We start from the raw sequence: 13930 nt of genomic DNA, 5'->3' as shown, positions 1-13930 counted from the left end.
ATCACTTCCCAGGCCCGTGTACCGGGCCGCGGCTGCCGTATCCGTAATTGTGCTGCAAGTCTAAGGTCTTGCCGGGCAATAGGCGACAACAAAATCGGCCGGGCCGACGCCAAGGCGCCCTCGTCAGTGCAGCTTGACGTGCGGCTCGGTGCGGCGGGTGATCAGGCGCGCCAGCGTGTCCAGCGACACCTTCGCGAGCCCGTGCAGTGCGTATTCGTGCATCTTGTAGAGCGACAGATACATCATCCGCGCGAACAGGCCTTCGAACACCAGATTGCCGCCGACCAGCGCGCCCATCATCGAGCCGACCGTGCTGAACTCGCCGAGCGACACCAGCGAGCCGAAATCGTGATAGCGGTAGTCCGCCAGCGGCTCGCCCCTGATGAAGCGCGGAATCTGCTTGTAGAGATGCGACGCCTGCTGATGCGCCGCCTGCGCCCGCGGCGGCACGTTGCCGCGCTCGCCCCAGGAGCAGGCCGAGCAGTCGCCGATCGCGAAGACGCGCTCGTCGCGCGTGGTCTGCAGGGTCTGCCTGACCACGAGCTGGTTGATGCGGTTGGTCTCCAGGCCCGCAATGTCCTTCAGGAAGTCGGGCGCCTTGACGCCCGCGGCCCAGACGATCAACTCGGCCGGGATGACACGGCCGTCGACAAGGCTGACCTTGTCGGCGCCGACCTCGGCGACCTTGGCGCCAACCAGGACCTCGACGCCGAGCTTTGCGAGCAGCTTCTCGGTCTCGCGCGAGACCCGCTCGGGCAATGCCGGCAACACCCGGCCCGCGGCCTCGATCAGCGTGATCCTGATGTCCTTCTCGGCGTCGACCTGGTCGAGACCATAGGCCACCACCTCGCGCGTCGTGCGATGCAGCTCCGCGGCCAATTCGACGCCGGTCGCACCGGCGCCGATAATCGCGACCTTCAGCTGGTGCGGCGCGATCGGCGACGACTGCGAATGGACGCGGATGCAGGCGTTGACCATGCGCTCGTGGAAGCGCCTGGCGTCGCGCTGCGACTCCAGCTTGATGGCGTGATCGACCACGCCCGGCGTGCCGAAATCGTTGTTCTGGCTGCCGATGGAAATGACGAGCACGTCATAGGGGATGGTCCGCTGCGGCGTGACCTCGCGCCCCTCGGCGTCGAGGTAGGGCGCCACCAGCACCTCGCGCTTGTCGCGATCGAGGCCGATCATGTCGCCGATGCGGTAGTGAAAGCCGTGCCAATAGGCCTGGGCGAGATAGTCGACCTCGTGCGCGGAGATGTCCATGCTGCCGGCCGCGATCTCGTGCAGCTTCGGCTTCCAGACATGGGTGCGGTTGCGCTCGACCAGCGTGACGTCGAGCTTGCCCTTGCGACCGTATCTGTCTCCGAGTCGGGTCGCGAGCTCCAAGCCGCCGGCGCCGCCGCCGACGATCACGATGCGAGGAACACCAGACTGCGCAACGGCCATCATCCAACCTCCCCAAGGGTGACCGCGGCGCGACGGAATGACTGCGATGTCACTCCGGTTGCGTCATCGCTTCGGCACCGCCGCCCCAGCCAGCGCGACCATGTTCACGATACGCCGTATCGTCGCGATGGTCAGACCATGCCGGCCTTGCGGCACCAGGCAGGATGCCTCCACGGTAAACCCCTGCCCGCCGCCACCTTAGCAGATTATCCGAGATGTTGGCGGCATCGCGATTGGGCAGGGCCGCGGCCGGCGCTACCGACGCTGGAATGCGACAGCAGCGCCAACCGCGACCGCAGGCCTATCCCGTGGTGACTGCGACTTCGACATCGGCGGGATCGATATCGCGATCGAGCGCGATGCGCAGCTTGTCGCGATCGAGCTCGCCTTCCCACCACGCCACGATCACGCAGGCGACGCCGTTGCCGCACAGATTGGTCAGTGCGCGGCACTCGCTCATGAACTTGTCGATGCCGAGCACGATCGCCATGCCCGGAACGAGCTCCGGCCGCACGGCCGCAAGCGTTCCGGCCAGGGTGATGAAGCCGGCGCCGGTGATGCCCGAGGCGCCCTTCGAGGTCAGCATCGCGACCAGCAGGATCGTGATCTGCTCGCCGAAGGAGAGGTGAACGTTCATCGCCTGCGCGATGAACAGCGTCGCCAGCGTCATGTAGATGTTGGTGCCGTCGAGATTGAACGAGTAGCCGGTCGGAACCACCAGGCCGACGACCGGCTTGGAACAGCCGAGCCGCTCCAGCTTCTCCATCATCTGCGGCAGCGCGCTCTCGGATGACGAGGTGCCGAGCACGATCAGCAGCTCGTCCTTGATGTATTTGAGGAACTTGAAGATCGAGAATCCGGCGATGCGGGCGATGATGCCGAGCACGATCACGACGAAAGCGAGTGACGTGAGATAGAAGGTCGCGATCAGGCCGGCGAGGTTGCCGAGCGCCTGCGGCCCGTAGCGACCGATGGTGAAGGCCATGGCGCCGAAGGCACCGATCGGAGCGGCCTTCACCACGAGGGCGATGACGCCGAAGATCGCGTGCGCGGCGTCGTCGATGAAGGCGCGCATCGTATGGCCGCGCTCACCGAGCGTCATCAGGGCGATGCCGAACAGGATCGAGAACAGCAGCACCTGCAGGATATCGCCCTGCGCGAACGCTCCGACCACCGTGTCCGGGATGATGTGAAGCACGAAGTCGACCGACTTCATCTCGCTCGCCTGCTTGGCGTAGTTGGCGACGGCGGCGGTGCCGGCGTTGCTCTGGCCCTGGAACCCTGCCCCCGGCTGAATGAAATTGCCGACGATGAGCCCGAGCGCAAGCGCGAAGGTCGAGACGATCTCGAAATAGATCAGCGCCTTGACGGCAACGCGCCCGACCTTCTTCACCTCGGAGACGTGCGCGATGCCCGACACGACGGTGCAGAAGATGACCGGCGCGATCACCATCTTGATCAGCTTGACGAAGCCGTCGCCCAGCGCCTTGATCCATTCGTTCTTGCCGAGCTCGGGCCAGAGCCAGCCGACGATGACACCGAGCACGATCGCGAACAGGACCTGCACATAGAGGACCCGGTAGAACGGCTTCTGCGGTGGTGCCGCGGCCGCTGTGGTGGTTGCAGACATCGTATCTTCTCTCCCTGATCTTACTCGGTCTATCTCTCTGGTCTGCCTATGACCCGCTTCCGCGCCGGCTCCATTGCATGCCGGAGCAACGTCATGCGTCCGGACGCGGGCCGGGCCGGGGGGCGGACCCGCGAAGCTGCGCAGGCGGAATCGCCTGTCGCCGGATCTCAGGTGAGGGATGGGCTGTGGGCTGGCATCCGGACGTCCCTCGCATCTGTTGTTCTGGAGCTGGCGCTCGTTTGGCGGCTCATTAAGCAGCAATCGTGCCAGCGGAGCGGCGCAGCATGGGGCGCCTGCATGTCCTTCAGTTTGCTACGATTTGTGAACCATCACGCGGCGGGCGGTCAAGGCACAGCGCGCGGTTTGTCTGGACTTCCGGAATTTTGCCGTCGCAGGCACCCGAAACATCGGACGTACCGGCGACATTGTCCCACGGGCGATATCCAGCCCTGCCTGTCGGGCGCTCGACCTGGCTGGGGCGGGAGGGATCGAACCTCCGAATGGCGGGATCAAAAGCTACGGGCGTCCGCTGTAAATCAACGCCAATTCTGAATTTGGCGCAGATTCTAGCCCTAGTACCCGGCGGACAGAACCTGGGATGTGGCGGTTCCGGCATCGACTGCGCCACGCTGTCCATCCGCAATGTTGGGCGAGACCAACTGCATTCCCGCCGCCGCGTGCTGGACATTGCGCGAGATATCCTGCGTGACAGCGCCCTGCTGCTCCACGGCCGATGCGATCGTCGACGAAATCTCCTGCAGCTTCTCGATTGTGATGCCGATCTCGCGGATGGCACCGACCGATTGCTGGGGGGCGGACTGGATGCTCGAGAGCTGCTGGCCGATCTCGCCGGTGGGCCGCGTCGTTCGCGACTTTGACATGGCCGGCAGCCGGAAAGAAGGACGCAACGGCGGCTCCCCTTGGTCAAAGCTCGCGGACCCGGCGAGGATGCGCCTTCGTATGCCATGCCCAGGCTGACCTGATGATCGTACGCAGGTCCGATCGCAATGGGCGGAACTGGAGATCGTCGTTGGCAGCTGTGGGGTCCGCCACCAACGTGGACGGGTCACCGGGGCGACGATCCTTCATCGTTGCGGGCGGCGCAGAACCGGTTTCCCGCTCAATGGCGTGCAACACCTCTTTGACCGAATAACCCCTGCCGGTTCCGAGATTGAACGCTCGTCCGACAATTTTCCTTTCGTTTCTCATCAAGGCATGGATCGCCCTCACATGCGCATCTGCCAAATCGCTGACATGAATGTAGTCCCGGACTGCCGATCCATCGGGAGTATCGTAATCATCCCCGTAGACGGCGAACTCATCCAGGTGTCCCTGAATGACCATCAGCGCCCGCGGAATCAGATGAGTTTCGGGGTCCCGAAGTTCGCCGATGAGCCCGCAATCATCTGCCCCGCAAGCATTGAAATAGCGCAACCGAATCGCGTTGAACCCATATGAAGCCTCGAAGTCCCCGATGATCTGCTCGGCCATCCATTTCGATCTGCCGTATGGATTTACGGCATGCCCTGCTTGGGCTTCTCTGATGGGCATCAGAGGTACTTCGCCATAGACTGCGCCGGTGCTCGAAAAAACAATGCTGGAGCATCCGGCCTTGCGCATGGAGTCGAGCAGCGTCAGCGTGCCGACCACGTTGTTACGATAATAAATGTGAGGATGCGATACAGACTCACCCACCAGGCTCGATGCCGCCAAATGAATAACGGCCTGGATCTCAAACTCCCTCAGCGCTGCAACGAGGCTCCGTTCGTCCAGGATGTCCCCCGTAACAAGAGGTCCCCAGTTCACAAACGATCGATGGCCGATTGCAAGGTTGTCGTAGCAGACAGGCTCAAATCCAGCTTCCCTAACTGCCTTGCAACAATGTGACCCGATGTATCCGGCTCCGCCCGTAACAAGAATCCGCCGCCCAGCACCCATGCAAGAACTCGCTTTCTTCAGCCGCAACCTTCCCGCCTCGCAACCTCAACCAATGCGATCAAATATCGATACGACACCTTTCGATCGATACCATGGGTTATCGTTGTGGTCGACCGGCTTGCTCGAGTCCCGCTCATTCGGGTGACGGTCTCCAACGTGCTGCAGTCGTCGTAGCGATCCACTCAAGGCAACGATCCGGCCAGTTTGCGACCTCGCCGCCATGAATTCCGAGGCCAAAGCCATGGCCGCCGTGATCACAGATCATGGCCTCCACAGGCACGGCCGCCGCGCGCAGCGCCTCAAGATAGACGAAGCTATTCTCTGGCTTGGCGACGGTGTCGTCCCGAGCGTGAACGACAAATGTCGGACAGACGCCTGGCGTGACGGCCCGCTCAAACGAGTAACGTCCGGCCACGGCATCGGATGGAGACTTCCCGAGCAGGGCCTTGCGTGATCCAGCATGGGTAATGGCTCGATCCATTGAGATGACGGGGTAGACCAGGATGGCAAAGGCCGGCGATCCCGCCGACCGCGAGGCCCATGCCACCATATGCCCGCCGGCCGAGAAGCCCATGGCGCCGATCCGATCGGAGCGGATCCCCCACACCGTCGCATGGGCGCGCGTTACCGCCAGCGCTTCGTCGAGATCGGCCATCGGCAACGGCAGGGCGGTGTCCGCCCGATCCGATTGCGGCAGCCGGTATTTCAGGACAAGGCCGGCGATGCCCCGCGCCGCCAGCCAGCGCGCGACGTCATGACCTTCCTTGTCGATGGTGACGCCGGCATAGCCGCCGCCCGGACAGATGACGATCGCCGTTCCGGTCGCGATCCGCCGCTCGGGGAGGAACACCGTCAAGGTCGGCCGGCCGACGACGCGCACCGACCGGTCGGGACGACTGACGCCACGCTCTTCGATCCGATCGGCCATCGCCGATCCGCCGTTCCTGGTGCCCAGCGCCAACTCGATCGGCAGCCGCCCGTCGCCCGTCGTCGTCCACGACGATCCCATCTGCAGGACCCCGCGCAGAACATGCTCGACGCCCTCGATGGCTGGCAGCGCCAACGTCTTGGCTGAAGACGCCGCTGCATCCAAGCCCACAGCGGCACAGCGGCCACGAACCAGCCGCACGAGGCGCGCAATGCCGGGTTGGGGACTGTCCGTCACGACGGGAATGCCGAACAGGACGCCCATAACGGCGCCCCAGTTCGCACCGCGCGACGACGGCGCGTAGAGAGCCGCGGGCCGACGGCTACGCAACTGCCAAGCCAGCCGCATCAGGCCGGAGAACCGCGTGAGTCCGGCCGGCCAGAGTTCCGGCGCAAACCAAGTGGGATCGAAGCCGTCGCGCAAGGTGGCGGCTCGCGCCAGCGATGCCGCGTCGGCATCGTCGAACAGAATTGCCAATCGAAACGGTGTGGGCGCCTTCATCGCCCCGGCCGAAGCGCACGTTGTGCTGTTCATCGCGTCCGCAGACCGTCAGACCACGTCGGCGAAGCCGCGCTTCGTGCGCATGAAGAAGGCATAGCCAGCGACAGCGACAACGACGCCAGCGGCGAACATCGCGCCCAGCCTCCCCCATTCCGGCGCAAGCCCCAGCACGGCGACCTTGCGCGCATCATCGACCAGCGCGGCAATCGGATTGAGATCGAACAACCATCGGAATTCCGGGGGGACACTGCTCAGCGAATAGAAGATCGCGCTGGCAAACATGAGCACTGTCAGCAACAATGGCACCATCGCGTTGAGATCCCTGACAAACACGCCGAGACTGGACAGCAGCCAGCTAAAGCCCAATGCAAAGCAGATCAACGGCGCGACCACGAGCGGAAGCAGCGTCGCCGTCGCCGGAACCGTACCGTGCGCCAGCAGGACGCCACAGAAGAATGGGACGAAGCTGACGATCATCTGCACGAGCGCGGCCGCCACGGCCGACAGCGACAGAATCTCCAGCGGGAAAACCACCTTGGTGACGAAGTTAGGTTTCGAGACGACCAGAGCGGGCGAGCGTCCGACCGCCTCGGCGAAGAAATCGAATAGGATCAGCCCGCAGAACATCGAGAGCACGAAGTCCAGCTTGCCCGCGCCACCGCCGAGTTGCGGCTGCAGGATGAAGCCGAAGACGACCACATAGACAGTCAGCATCCCCAGCGGCCGCAACAGCGACCAGACAACGCCCAGATACGAGCCGCGGTAGCGCGCCAGAATATCGCGCAAGGTAAACTGCCGAAGCAGCGTGCCGTGCGCGACCAGTCTGCGCACGATTTCCCACGGCAACAGCAGTTGCGGCCAGGAAAAATGATCTCGCGATTGCTGCACGGCCGCCATGTTACGTCGCCCCCGCTACGAAACCATAAGTATCAACAAGTTTGACAGTAGCGCCAAACGAGTGCAAGCAAATAGCTGAATTTCGCAAGCCGACAGCGACGATTCCGCATCCTTCTCAGGCACAGCGCTCATGACGACCGGGCATCAGGATCGCTTTCCGCCTTGGGCTCTGGCGCTCTTGACCTTCGTCGGATCAGCGCTGATCGCGTTGCCCTCGTTTCCCGGACGGATGAATGCCGATGCGCTCGACCTGTATGGCCAGGCACTCGGCGACCGCTTTCACGACTGGCACGCTCCTCTCGTGGCCTGGCTGTGGAGAACGATCGGCGCCTCTCCGGCCCTGGTCGCGGGGCATACCACGCTGATCGTCTTCGCGATCGTTTATGCGGTCGTCCTCACCTTACGCGCCAATGGCCTTTCGTCGCCGGCGGCGTTGCTGGCCGCGTTCGGATTCGCGTTGTTCCCACCCGTACTCAACCACCTCGTTGCGGTCTCGAAGGACACCTGGGTGGCCGCGCTATTCGTCGCGACCTTCGCGATGTCCTCAGCGGCCGCGCCAGCCAGGCTCGTCCACACGCGCGCAGCCCTGATTGCGCTCGCACCATCGATACGCCCGGAGACCGTTCTCCTGCTGCCGCTGTTCATTTGGGGCGAGTACGTCCTGGCCGGACGAAAATTGCTCCCGGCCGCCCGCTTCGCCGGGGTCTTGCTCCTCACCGCCGCCGCGCTAGGCCTGTTCGTCGCAAAAGTCGTCAAGCCTGAAGCCCGGCATGCCGAGGGCGGGATCTTTCTGTTCGACCTCGCCGGCATTTCGATCCGGACCGATCAGCTCTTGCTGACTCCCGCGAGCTTTCCCGCCAACGATCTTGCTGTGCTGCAGCGGCACTACTGGAGCGACAGCCTGTCTCCGATCGCATGGGCGAATCCCGAAAGCGAAATGGTGCGGTTCGTCGTCGGCGACGACTTGGCAGAGCTGCGTCGCCGCTGGGAGAGCGCCGTTGTGGCCTATCCGCTCGCATATCTCGACACCCGTAGCGTCATCGTGCGCGAGTACCTGCGCGGGCATTGGACGTACCATCCCGGCATCGACTCAAATCCTCGTATTCACCTCTTTTGGCCGAAGGCGAACGGAATGGTGAATGCCTATCTCGATGCTGCGCCTCAATGGCTCTCCAGCCATTGGCTGCCGATGATCGGAGCCGTCGTCCTTCTGGCGGCCATAGTGCGGCTGAAGCTGCATCGGCGTCGACCGGAGTGGATGGTCTATCTGGTCGTGGCTATCGCCTATCAGGTCATGCTGCTTCCCCTCATCGTCGTGCCGGATTATCGGTTCGGATATGCGGGCGTGATCCTGTTCTTCCTGATCCTTGGGTTGACGTCGCGCGATCTCGCGCTGATGGAACGAGCGCGGACTGTGGGCGATGACCATGGGACCAAGGCGGAGGGCGTCGCCGGCGGGTTGGCCGCGCCGGCGCCGACGTCCGCGGGATTACCGGGTCAGAAGCCAATAAACCGCGCGCTGCACCGGTGAGCCCCGACGATTGCGGCCGGCGTGCCAATAATCGTGCCGGAGCACCCATCGGAACGACTGCGGTCGCGCCAGCATCCGCAGACTGTGCGGATAGGCCAGCAGTCGTCTTGCGTATACGGCACCGAATCCTTCTCCGTGCGGAATATCGCCGACATGACGCGCCTCCGCTTCGGTCGGGTACTGCAGGAAGCGCTTCAATTGCGCCGCCGCCGCGTCCTTGGACAAGGCGAGGTCCGGAAACCGGACCTTCAGCGCCAGATAATCGTCGACGAATTGCATCGCCCCTTGTTGCATGCGCACGATACTCTCGACCCTGTAGGGCTCGAGATCGGTGGACGCCCTAACGGGAAAATAGTTGCCGTCGGCGTCGCGCTCCATACGAACGATCGTGCCCTCCGTCGCCGAAAACAACAATTCGACGACTTCGACCCCCTCCCAGATCAAGCGCCGGTAGTCGTCCGGTTCGCCCCGCCGGAAAAGATAGGCGTCGTGGGGATATTTCTCGTCGGGCAGAACGATCTCGTGCGCGAACCCATATGTGCCGAGGTAGAGTCCGGTAATCTCCGGGCAATCCCCCCTCTCGCGCAGCATATCGGTGATCGACCGCTGCATCGTACCATGCCACCCGACGTCGATCAGGCCAACGCGGCGGCCCCCCACCAGACCGGAAGCGCTCAAATAGTCCAGCAGAACCTCACGTTCCTCGCGCGCGTTCTCGCAGATCGGTCCTGCAAGCCCGAGGAACAATTGCCGCAGGCGTCCATAGTCCGCCTCCGTCTTGACCTCGTGGTCGGGGCCGCTAAATCCAGCCGCACCGAAAGCTCCCTCATGTTTGCGCCAGTCGACGCCAGCGCGCTCGATGAATTGCGCCGCTGTAAGCACCGATGTCCCGCCCGACAGAAACCGGATGACATCCTCATTGAGGTCCTTGATCGCCGCCACGTTAAGCGCACGCCTCGAACCATAAAGATAGTGCGTCTCTTTGACCGCTCCATCTGTCGCGGCGGCCAGCTTGTCATAGACCTGCTGCATCACGAGCCCTTCACGGGCCAGGAAATACAGGGCGTCCAAGCGGCGCGCCTTAGCCTGCTCAATCAACCATTCCGTGAAGCCGACAAACAGCGGACCGGCCGTTACATAGCCGAAATCCTCCCAAAAGCTCTCCTCGCGCGAGACCGGCACGGCGTTCCGCCTTGCATGAGTGATCCGGTTGGCGATCAGCCCCTGCGCGACCGACCTTGCCGCAGATGCAGGCTCCGATGTCTTCCACACCTTCGAGGCGCGGTGAGAGCTCATATACGCGTCCATGCAGCGCCGGTAATGCCAGGTCGACATTCCATGCTTCCGTCCCATCTCGATATCCGCGCGGACGTTGTCGCCGATGTGGAGCCAGCGCTGACCTTCACCGGGCAGGCGCGCTCGCGCTTCGGCATGGAGCTCGCCGGTTGACTTCGTCTTCTTCGAGACCGACGAAACCAGCAAGGCTTCATAGCCGTCGTAGGCGGCATTCCGCAGCAGGTCGGCGATCACGTGCTCCGGAAGGTACGAATCGGAGATGAAGGCGATTCGCTTGCCGCGATCGCGGCACCAGCGATAGGCATCATAAATGAACGGATTGCGCCGGCAGACGTCGAGCTCCGCCTCGATCTCCATTTGAGCAACAGCCTTAGATAACTCCGAATCGATAGCCAGGGACTCGGAAAGGGTGCCGTAGATTTCGTCCAACGTGACTTCCCGGGCACGATGGCTTTGCCAGGCACGTTCGCGCGCCAACCGCTCCGCATCGCGCCGCGCCGCCGCGAACTGTATTGAATCTGCGCCGAGCCTGCGGCGCACTGCCGGCTCCATCAACAGAAAGAGATCATCGGGCTCCGCCAACGCGCGAAGAATCGACGTATCGAAGACGTCGAATGAAACGACGTCGGCGTCATCAAGTCTGGATTGGAGTTCCGCGTCCATGTCGCTTTGCATGCTCAATCGAATTTTCTTCGGCGAAAGACGCGATGAAGAAAGCCCTTGTCCTGGCGCCGCTTTCGAAGCCACGCCTCCAATAGAAACATCTGCCACGAAATATTGGCCAGGGTGCCGATCCCGGTGCGGCCGCTATTCAGTTCCTGACGAAGCCATTCGTTGCGGAGGAAGACGCTGTAGTTCTCATGCTGGTGGCTCTGATCGACGACCGAATTGCTGTATTCGACCGCGCCTGCCGGCAAACGATGGTGATAATAGGCCAGGCATTCGCACAGCACTCCGATCTCGAAGGATTGCAGGAATCGGACATTAAATTCCCAGTCACCCAGAACCGGAAGATCCTCCCGGAACGGGCCGATCTTCACCAGCGCATCTCTCCTGAACAGGAACGAGATCGGCGGGAACATGTTTTGCGCCAGCATGCGAAACAAATGCACCCCCTTTACCCAGGAATTGAAATCGTGTCGTTGCACGGTCTCGATCCGGTCCTCCCTTATGGATTCGACGACTCTCTCCGTGTGGGTGATCACGCCGGCCAGTTTCGGAAACGTCGCATTCGCCTCCATATAGGCCACAGTCTTACTGAGGAAGTCCGGTCGCCATGCGTCATCATCGTCGTGAATAACGATATAGCGGCTGGATGTCGCTTCAACGCCTTGATTTGACGCGGCTTCCATGCCGCGCGATGTATTATTGTGGATGACGTGGCAACGACCTGCATAGCGGCCCGTGCGCTGGGCGATCAGTCCGTCGACCGTGGCAGGATCGCCGCCGTCGTTGACCACGACGTGAATCCAATTCTCGAAGCTCTGGCCCAACACGCTGTCCAGGGCGCGCGGCAACAGCAACGGACGGTTCCTGGTCCGCGTGATCACCGCAACAGTGTCATCCATCTGATGATATCCCCAATCCATCCCGTCAATCACCGTCGGAGCGACGAACGAGGCCGATCGCGCGCAACCAGCCAGAAGGCTGCCGTCTTTCCAGTTCGCCGACGCGCTGTTTGAATCTCTCGCTTTCCTGCCACCAGCGGTCGGTCTGCTCCCTCTGCCATTGCAAGTCGATGGCGGCGCGGTAGCGCTCGACGAGCCATTCGCCGCGGTAGAGATAGCCGCGGATCTTGTCCGGCACGCCTTCGGCGAGCCCGGCGCGGTACCAGCGTTCGCCCTTGGGAAAGAGGATGCCGAGCCCCCACCGGTTCAGGAATTCGAAGTGCGGATGGCGCTGCTTGATCTCTGCCCAGAAACGGGCGGACTCGTAGCCCGATGACGGCGCGATATCGTGCATCAGGACGATTCCGTCCGGGGCAAGCTTTGGCAACCAGGTGGTGAAATCGCTGCGAACCGCATCATAGGTGTGCAGGCCGTCGATATGCAGCAGATCGATCGAATCGTCGTCGAACGCTTCCGTCGCCTGATCGAAGCGGGCGCGATGCAGCACAAAGCGATCATCGGCGAACGAGCCGGCCATCGTCTTCGCTGCCGTCTCGTACACTTCGCCGCCGTAGTGGCCGCAGTGCTCGTCGCCTTCCCACGTATCGATGCCGACGACCCGGCTCGGCAGATCGCGATCTTTGACCGCCTGGCAGAAGGCAAAATAGGAGCAGCCGTAGTGAACGCCGAGTTCGACGATCAGGCGCGGCCGCGAAAAGCCGACCAGATCATAGGCGAAGTCGCGGTGCCCCTGCCAGGGGGATATCGCGAGCTGCGGGTTCAGGACATCCGACTCGTAAGCTGGTTCGCTGACGACCCAGGCTGGTTGCTGCGACAAGTCGGCGGAATGCTCGGGCTCGATCATACGCCACACCGGATTGATGGAGGCGCTGCCGAGCCGGGGGCTGGCCAGGCCGTGGAACCGCCAAGCGGGACGATGTCGAGCTTCGTTATCGGGTTGTTGAAGATGCCGTGGATCGCCAGACCAGGACTGATGGCGTTGAGCTTGACGACGCTATGAGCCCAGCATTGGACGACGTGCCGCAGCGGATCCGTGCCCTCGCCAATGCCGACCGTAAGGGTGTAGTCGCCCGGCTGGATTTCCGGCCAGACAAATTCGAGCCGCACCAGGTGTTCGCCGGGATCGAGTGCGACGACGCCGCGGGCGAGGCTACAACTGTTCTCGCCGCAGATTTGATTGCCGTGACGGTCGCTGAGCAGATAGCCGACGATCACGTGCGTCTTCGTTACGGCGCACCCCAGCAACAGGTCGACGCTGATCCGGTCCCCCGCCTGAACCGTACCGGCCGGAGCAAGATCAGGTCTGGTGACGGCGACCCGCCTGATCAGAACGTCCCCCGCCCCGCTCAATTGCGACGACTTGAGATCAATCCATGGCAGCCGTTCGAACCTGTTCGCGTCCATGTCCGCGCCCGGCGCAGAGCGTCTGCCCAGCGCTGCAGAGCCGGCGTCCGCCACGGAACGGTCGCGTCCGTCGGAGACGCGGTGCGACATCCTGATGTAGAAATCGACTGCATCCCTGGAGCTTCCGGCGAAGACGATTTCGCCACGGTCGAGCACATAGGCGTATTCGGTCACGCTGCGGATCGCCTGGAGGTCGTGCGTGACGAAGACCTTGGTGACATCGGCCATGGCCTCCCTCATGTGGCGGATGCATTTCTGCTGGAAGAAGATGTCGCCGACGCTCAGCGCCTCATCAACCAGCAGCACCTCCGGCTTGAGACAGGCGGAGGTGGCGAACGCCAGACGGACGGTCATGCCGCTGGAATAGGTCTTGGTCGGTTGGTCGATGAAGTCGCCGATGTCCGCAAACGCGGCGATTTCGTCGAATTTCGCGTCGGTTTGCCGCCGGCTCATACCGCGGATGGCCGCATTCAGATAGACATTCTCACGCCCCGAAAAGTCCGGATCGAAGCCGCTGCCAAGCTCGAGCATGGCGGCAATGCTGCCGACGACGGCGATCTCGCCCTGGCTCGGCGTCAGCGTCCCAGCGAGCAGCTGCAAGAGCGTGCTCTTGCCTGAACCATTGCGGCCGATGATGCCGACACTGGCGCCGCGCCGCACCTCGAGCGAGACGTCATGCAGGGCGTAGTAGTTGCGCACGGCGCCATGCGACAATCGCTCGCAGGTGTCTC

10 protein-coding genes and 1 pseudogene are annotated in these 13930 nt (G+C 62.9%); 1 reads left to right on the top strand and 10 read right to left on the bottom strand.

Translation table 11 applies throughout. The features are described 5' to 3' along the window. Positions 1 to 123 precede the first annotated feature (123 nt). The 6 genes and pseudogenes from QX124_RS28325 to QX124_RS28300 all read right to left on the bottom strand — a co-directional run bounded on the left by QX124_RS28325 (position 124) and on the right by QX124_RS28300 (position 7340). Complete coding sequence (locus QX124_RS28325) at positions 124 to 1446, bottom strand: NAD(P)/FAD-dependent oxidoreductase (protein ID WP_315798900.1); 1323 nt, start codon at positions 1444 to 1446, stop codon at positions 124 to 126. A 301-nt stretch (positions 1447 to 1747) separates the two neighbouring features. After that, entirely contained in the window at positions 1748 to 3076 is a 1329-nt protein-coding gene (locus QX124_RS28320) for a dicarboxylate/amino acid:cation symporter (protein WP_315741096.1), read from the bottom strand. Positions 3077 to 3657: 581 nt separating this feature from the next. Beyond that, positions 3658 to 3945, bottom strand: a pseudogene (locus QX124_RS28315) (methyl-accepting chemotaxis protein); the annotation flags it as partial. A gap of 55 nt (positions 3946 to 4000) precedes the next feature. Then, positions 4001 to 5014, bottom strand: coding sequence for a UDP-glucose 4-epimerase GalE (gene galE, locus QX124_RS28310; RefSeq protein WP_315798922.1), 1014 nt, complete (start codon positions 5012 to 5014; stop codon positions 4001 to 4003). A gap of 133 nt (positions 5015 to 5147) precedes the next feature. Next, positions 5148 to 6443, bottom strand: a complete 1296-nt coding sequence (locus QX124_RS28305; protein ID WP_315798899.1) for an alpha/beta hydrolase — start codon at positions 6441 to 6443, stop codon at positions 5148 to 5150. Between the two features lie 48 nt (positions 6444 to 6491). Next, entirely contained in the window at positions 6492 to 7340 is an 849-nt protein-coding gene (locus QX124_RS28300) for an ABC transporter permease (RefSeq protein WP_315798898.1), read from the bottom strand. Positions 7341 to 7470: 130 nt separating this feature from the next. Here QX124_RS28300 and QX124_RS28295 point away from each other — a divergent pair, with 130 nt between their 5' ends. Further along, positions 7471 to 8871 (top strand): hypothetical protein, encoded by a 1401-nt coding sequence (locus QX124_RS28295; protein ID WP_315798897.1) that lies wholly within the window; start codon positions 7471 to 7473, stop codon positions 8869 to 8871. Here QX124_RS28295 and QX124_RS28290 read toward each other — a convergent pair. Genes QX124_RS28290 through QX124_RS28275 form a run of 4 tightly spaced genes read right to left on the bottom strand, consistent with a single transcriptional unit; the run spans position 8830 to position 13898 of the window. Continuing rightward, positions 8830 to 10842: a hypothetical protein gene (locus tag QX124_RS28290; RefSeq protein ID WP_315798896.1), complete on the bottom strand. Its 2013-nt coding sequence runs from the start codon at positions 10840 to 10842 to the stop codon at positions 8830 to 8832. The genes QX124_RS28295 and QX124_RS28290 overlap by 42 nt on opposite strands. Positions 10843 to 10844: 2 nt before the next feature. After that, positions 10845 to 11735 (bottom strand): glycosyltransferase family 2 protein, encoded by an 891-nt coding sequence (locus tag QX124_RS28285; protein ID WP_315776290.1) that lies wholly within the window; start codon positions 11733 to 11735, stop codon positions 10845 to 10847. 25 nt (positions 11736 to 11760) lie between these two features. Then, complete coding sequence (locus QX124_RS28280; protein ID WP_315798895.1) at positions 11761 to 12639, bottom strand: class I SAM-dependent methyltransferase; 879 nt, start codon at positions 12637 to 12639, stop codon at positions 11761 to 11763. After that, positions 12636 to 13898 carry an ABC transporter ATP-binding protein gene (locus QX124_RS28275; protein WP_315798894.1) on the bottom strand — a complete coding sequence of 421 codons (1263 nt, stop codon included), beginning with the start codon at positions 13896 to 13898 and terminating at the stop codon, positions 12636 to 12638. The genes QX124_RS28280 and QX124_RS28275 overlap by 4 nt, the downstream gene beginning before the upstream one ends. Positions 13899 to 13930: the final 32 nt, after the last annotated feature.

Origin of the sequence: Bradyrhizobium sp. SZCCHNRI3043, from assembly GCF_032377735.1 — a bacterium.
GTDB lineage: Bacteria > Pseudomonadota > Alphaproteobacteria > Rhizobiales > Xanthobacteraceae > Bradyrhizobium.
The sequence above is the reverse complement of the archived record's forward strand: the minus strand, read 5'-3'. Positions and strand labels throughout refer to the sequence as shown.

Coding starts and splice junctions, on each gene's coding strand:
- QX124_RS28325 (WP_315798900.1), bottom strand. CDS start 1,446: ATGGCCGTTGCGCAGTCTGGTGTTCCTCGCATCGTGATCGTCGGCGGC.
- QX124_RS28320 (WP_315741096.1), bottom strand. CDS start 3,076: ATGTCTGCAACCACCACAGCGGCCGCGGCACCACCGCAGAAGCCGTTC.
- galE (WP_315798922.1), bottom strand. CDS start 5,014: ATGGGTGCTGGGCGGCGGATTCTTGTTACGGGCGGAGCCGGATACATC.
- QX124_RS28305 (WP_315798899.1), bottom strand. CDS start 6,443: ATGAAGGCGCCCACACCGTTTCGATTGGCAATTCTGTTCGACGATGCC.
- QX124_RS28300 (WP_315798898.1), bottom strand. CDS start 7,340: ATGGCGGCCGTGCAGCAATCGCGAGATCATTTTTCCTGGCCGCAACTG.
- QX124_RS28295 (WP_315798897.1), top strand. CDS start 7,471: ATGACGACCGGGCATCAGGATCGCTTTCCGCCTTGGGCTCTGGCGCTC.
- QX124_RS28290 (WP_315798896.1), bottom strand. CDS start 10,842: ATGCAAAGCGACATGGACGCGGAACTCCAATCCAGACTTGATGACGCC.
- QX124_RS28285 (WP_315776290.1), bottom strand. CDS start 11,735: ATGGATGACACTGTTGCGGTGATCACGCGGACCAGGAACCGTCCGTTG.
- QX124_RS28280 (WP_315798895.1), bottom strand. CDS start 12,639: ATGATCGAGCCCGAGCATTCCGCCGACTTGTCGCAGCAACCAGCCTGG.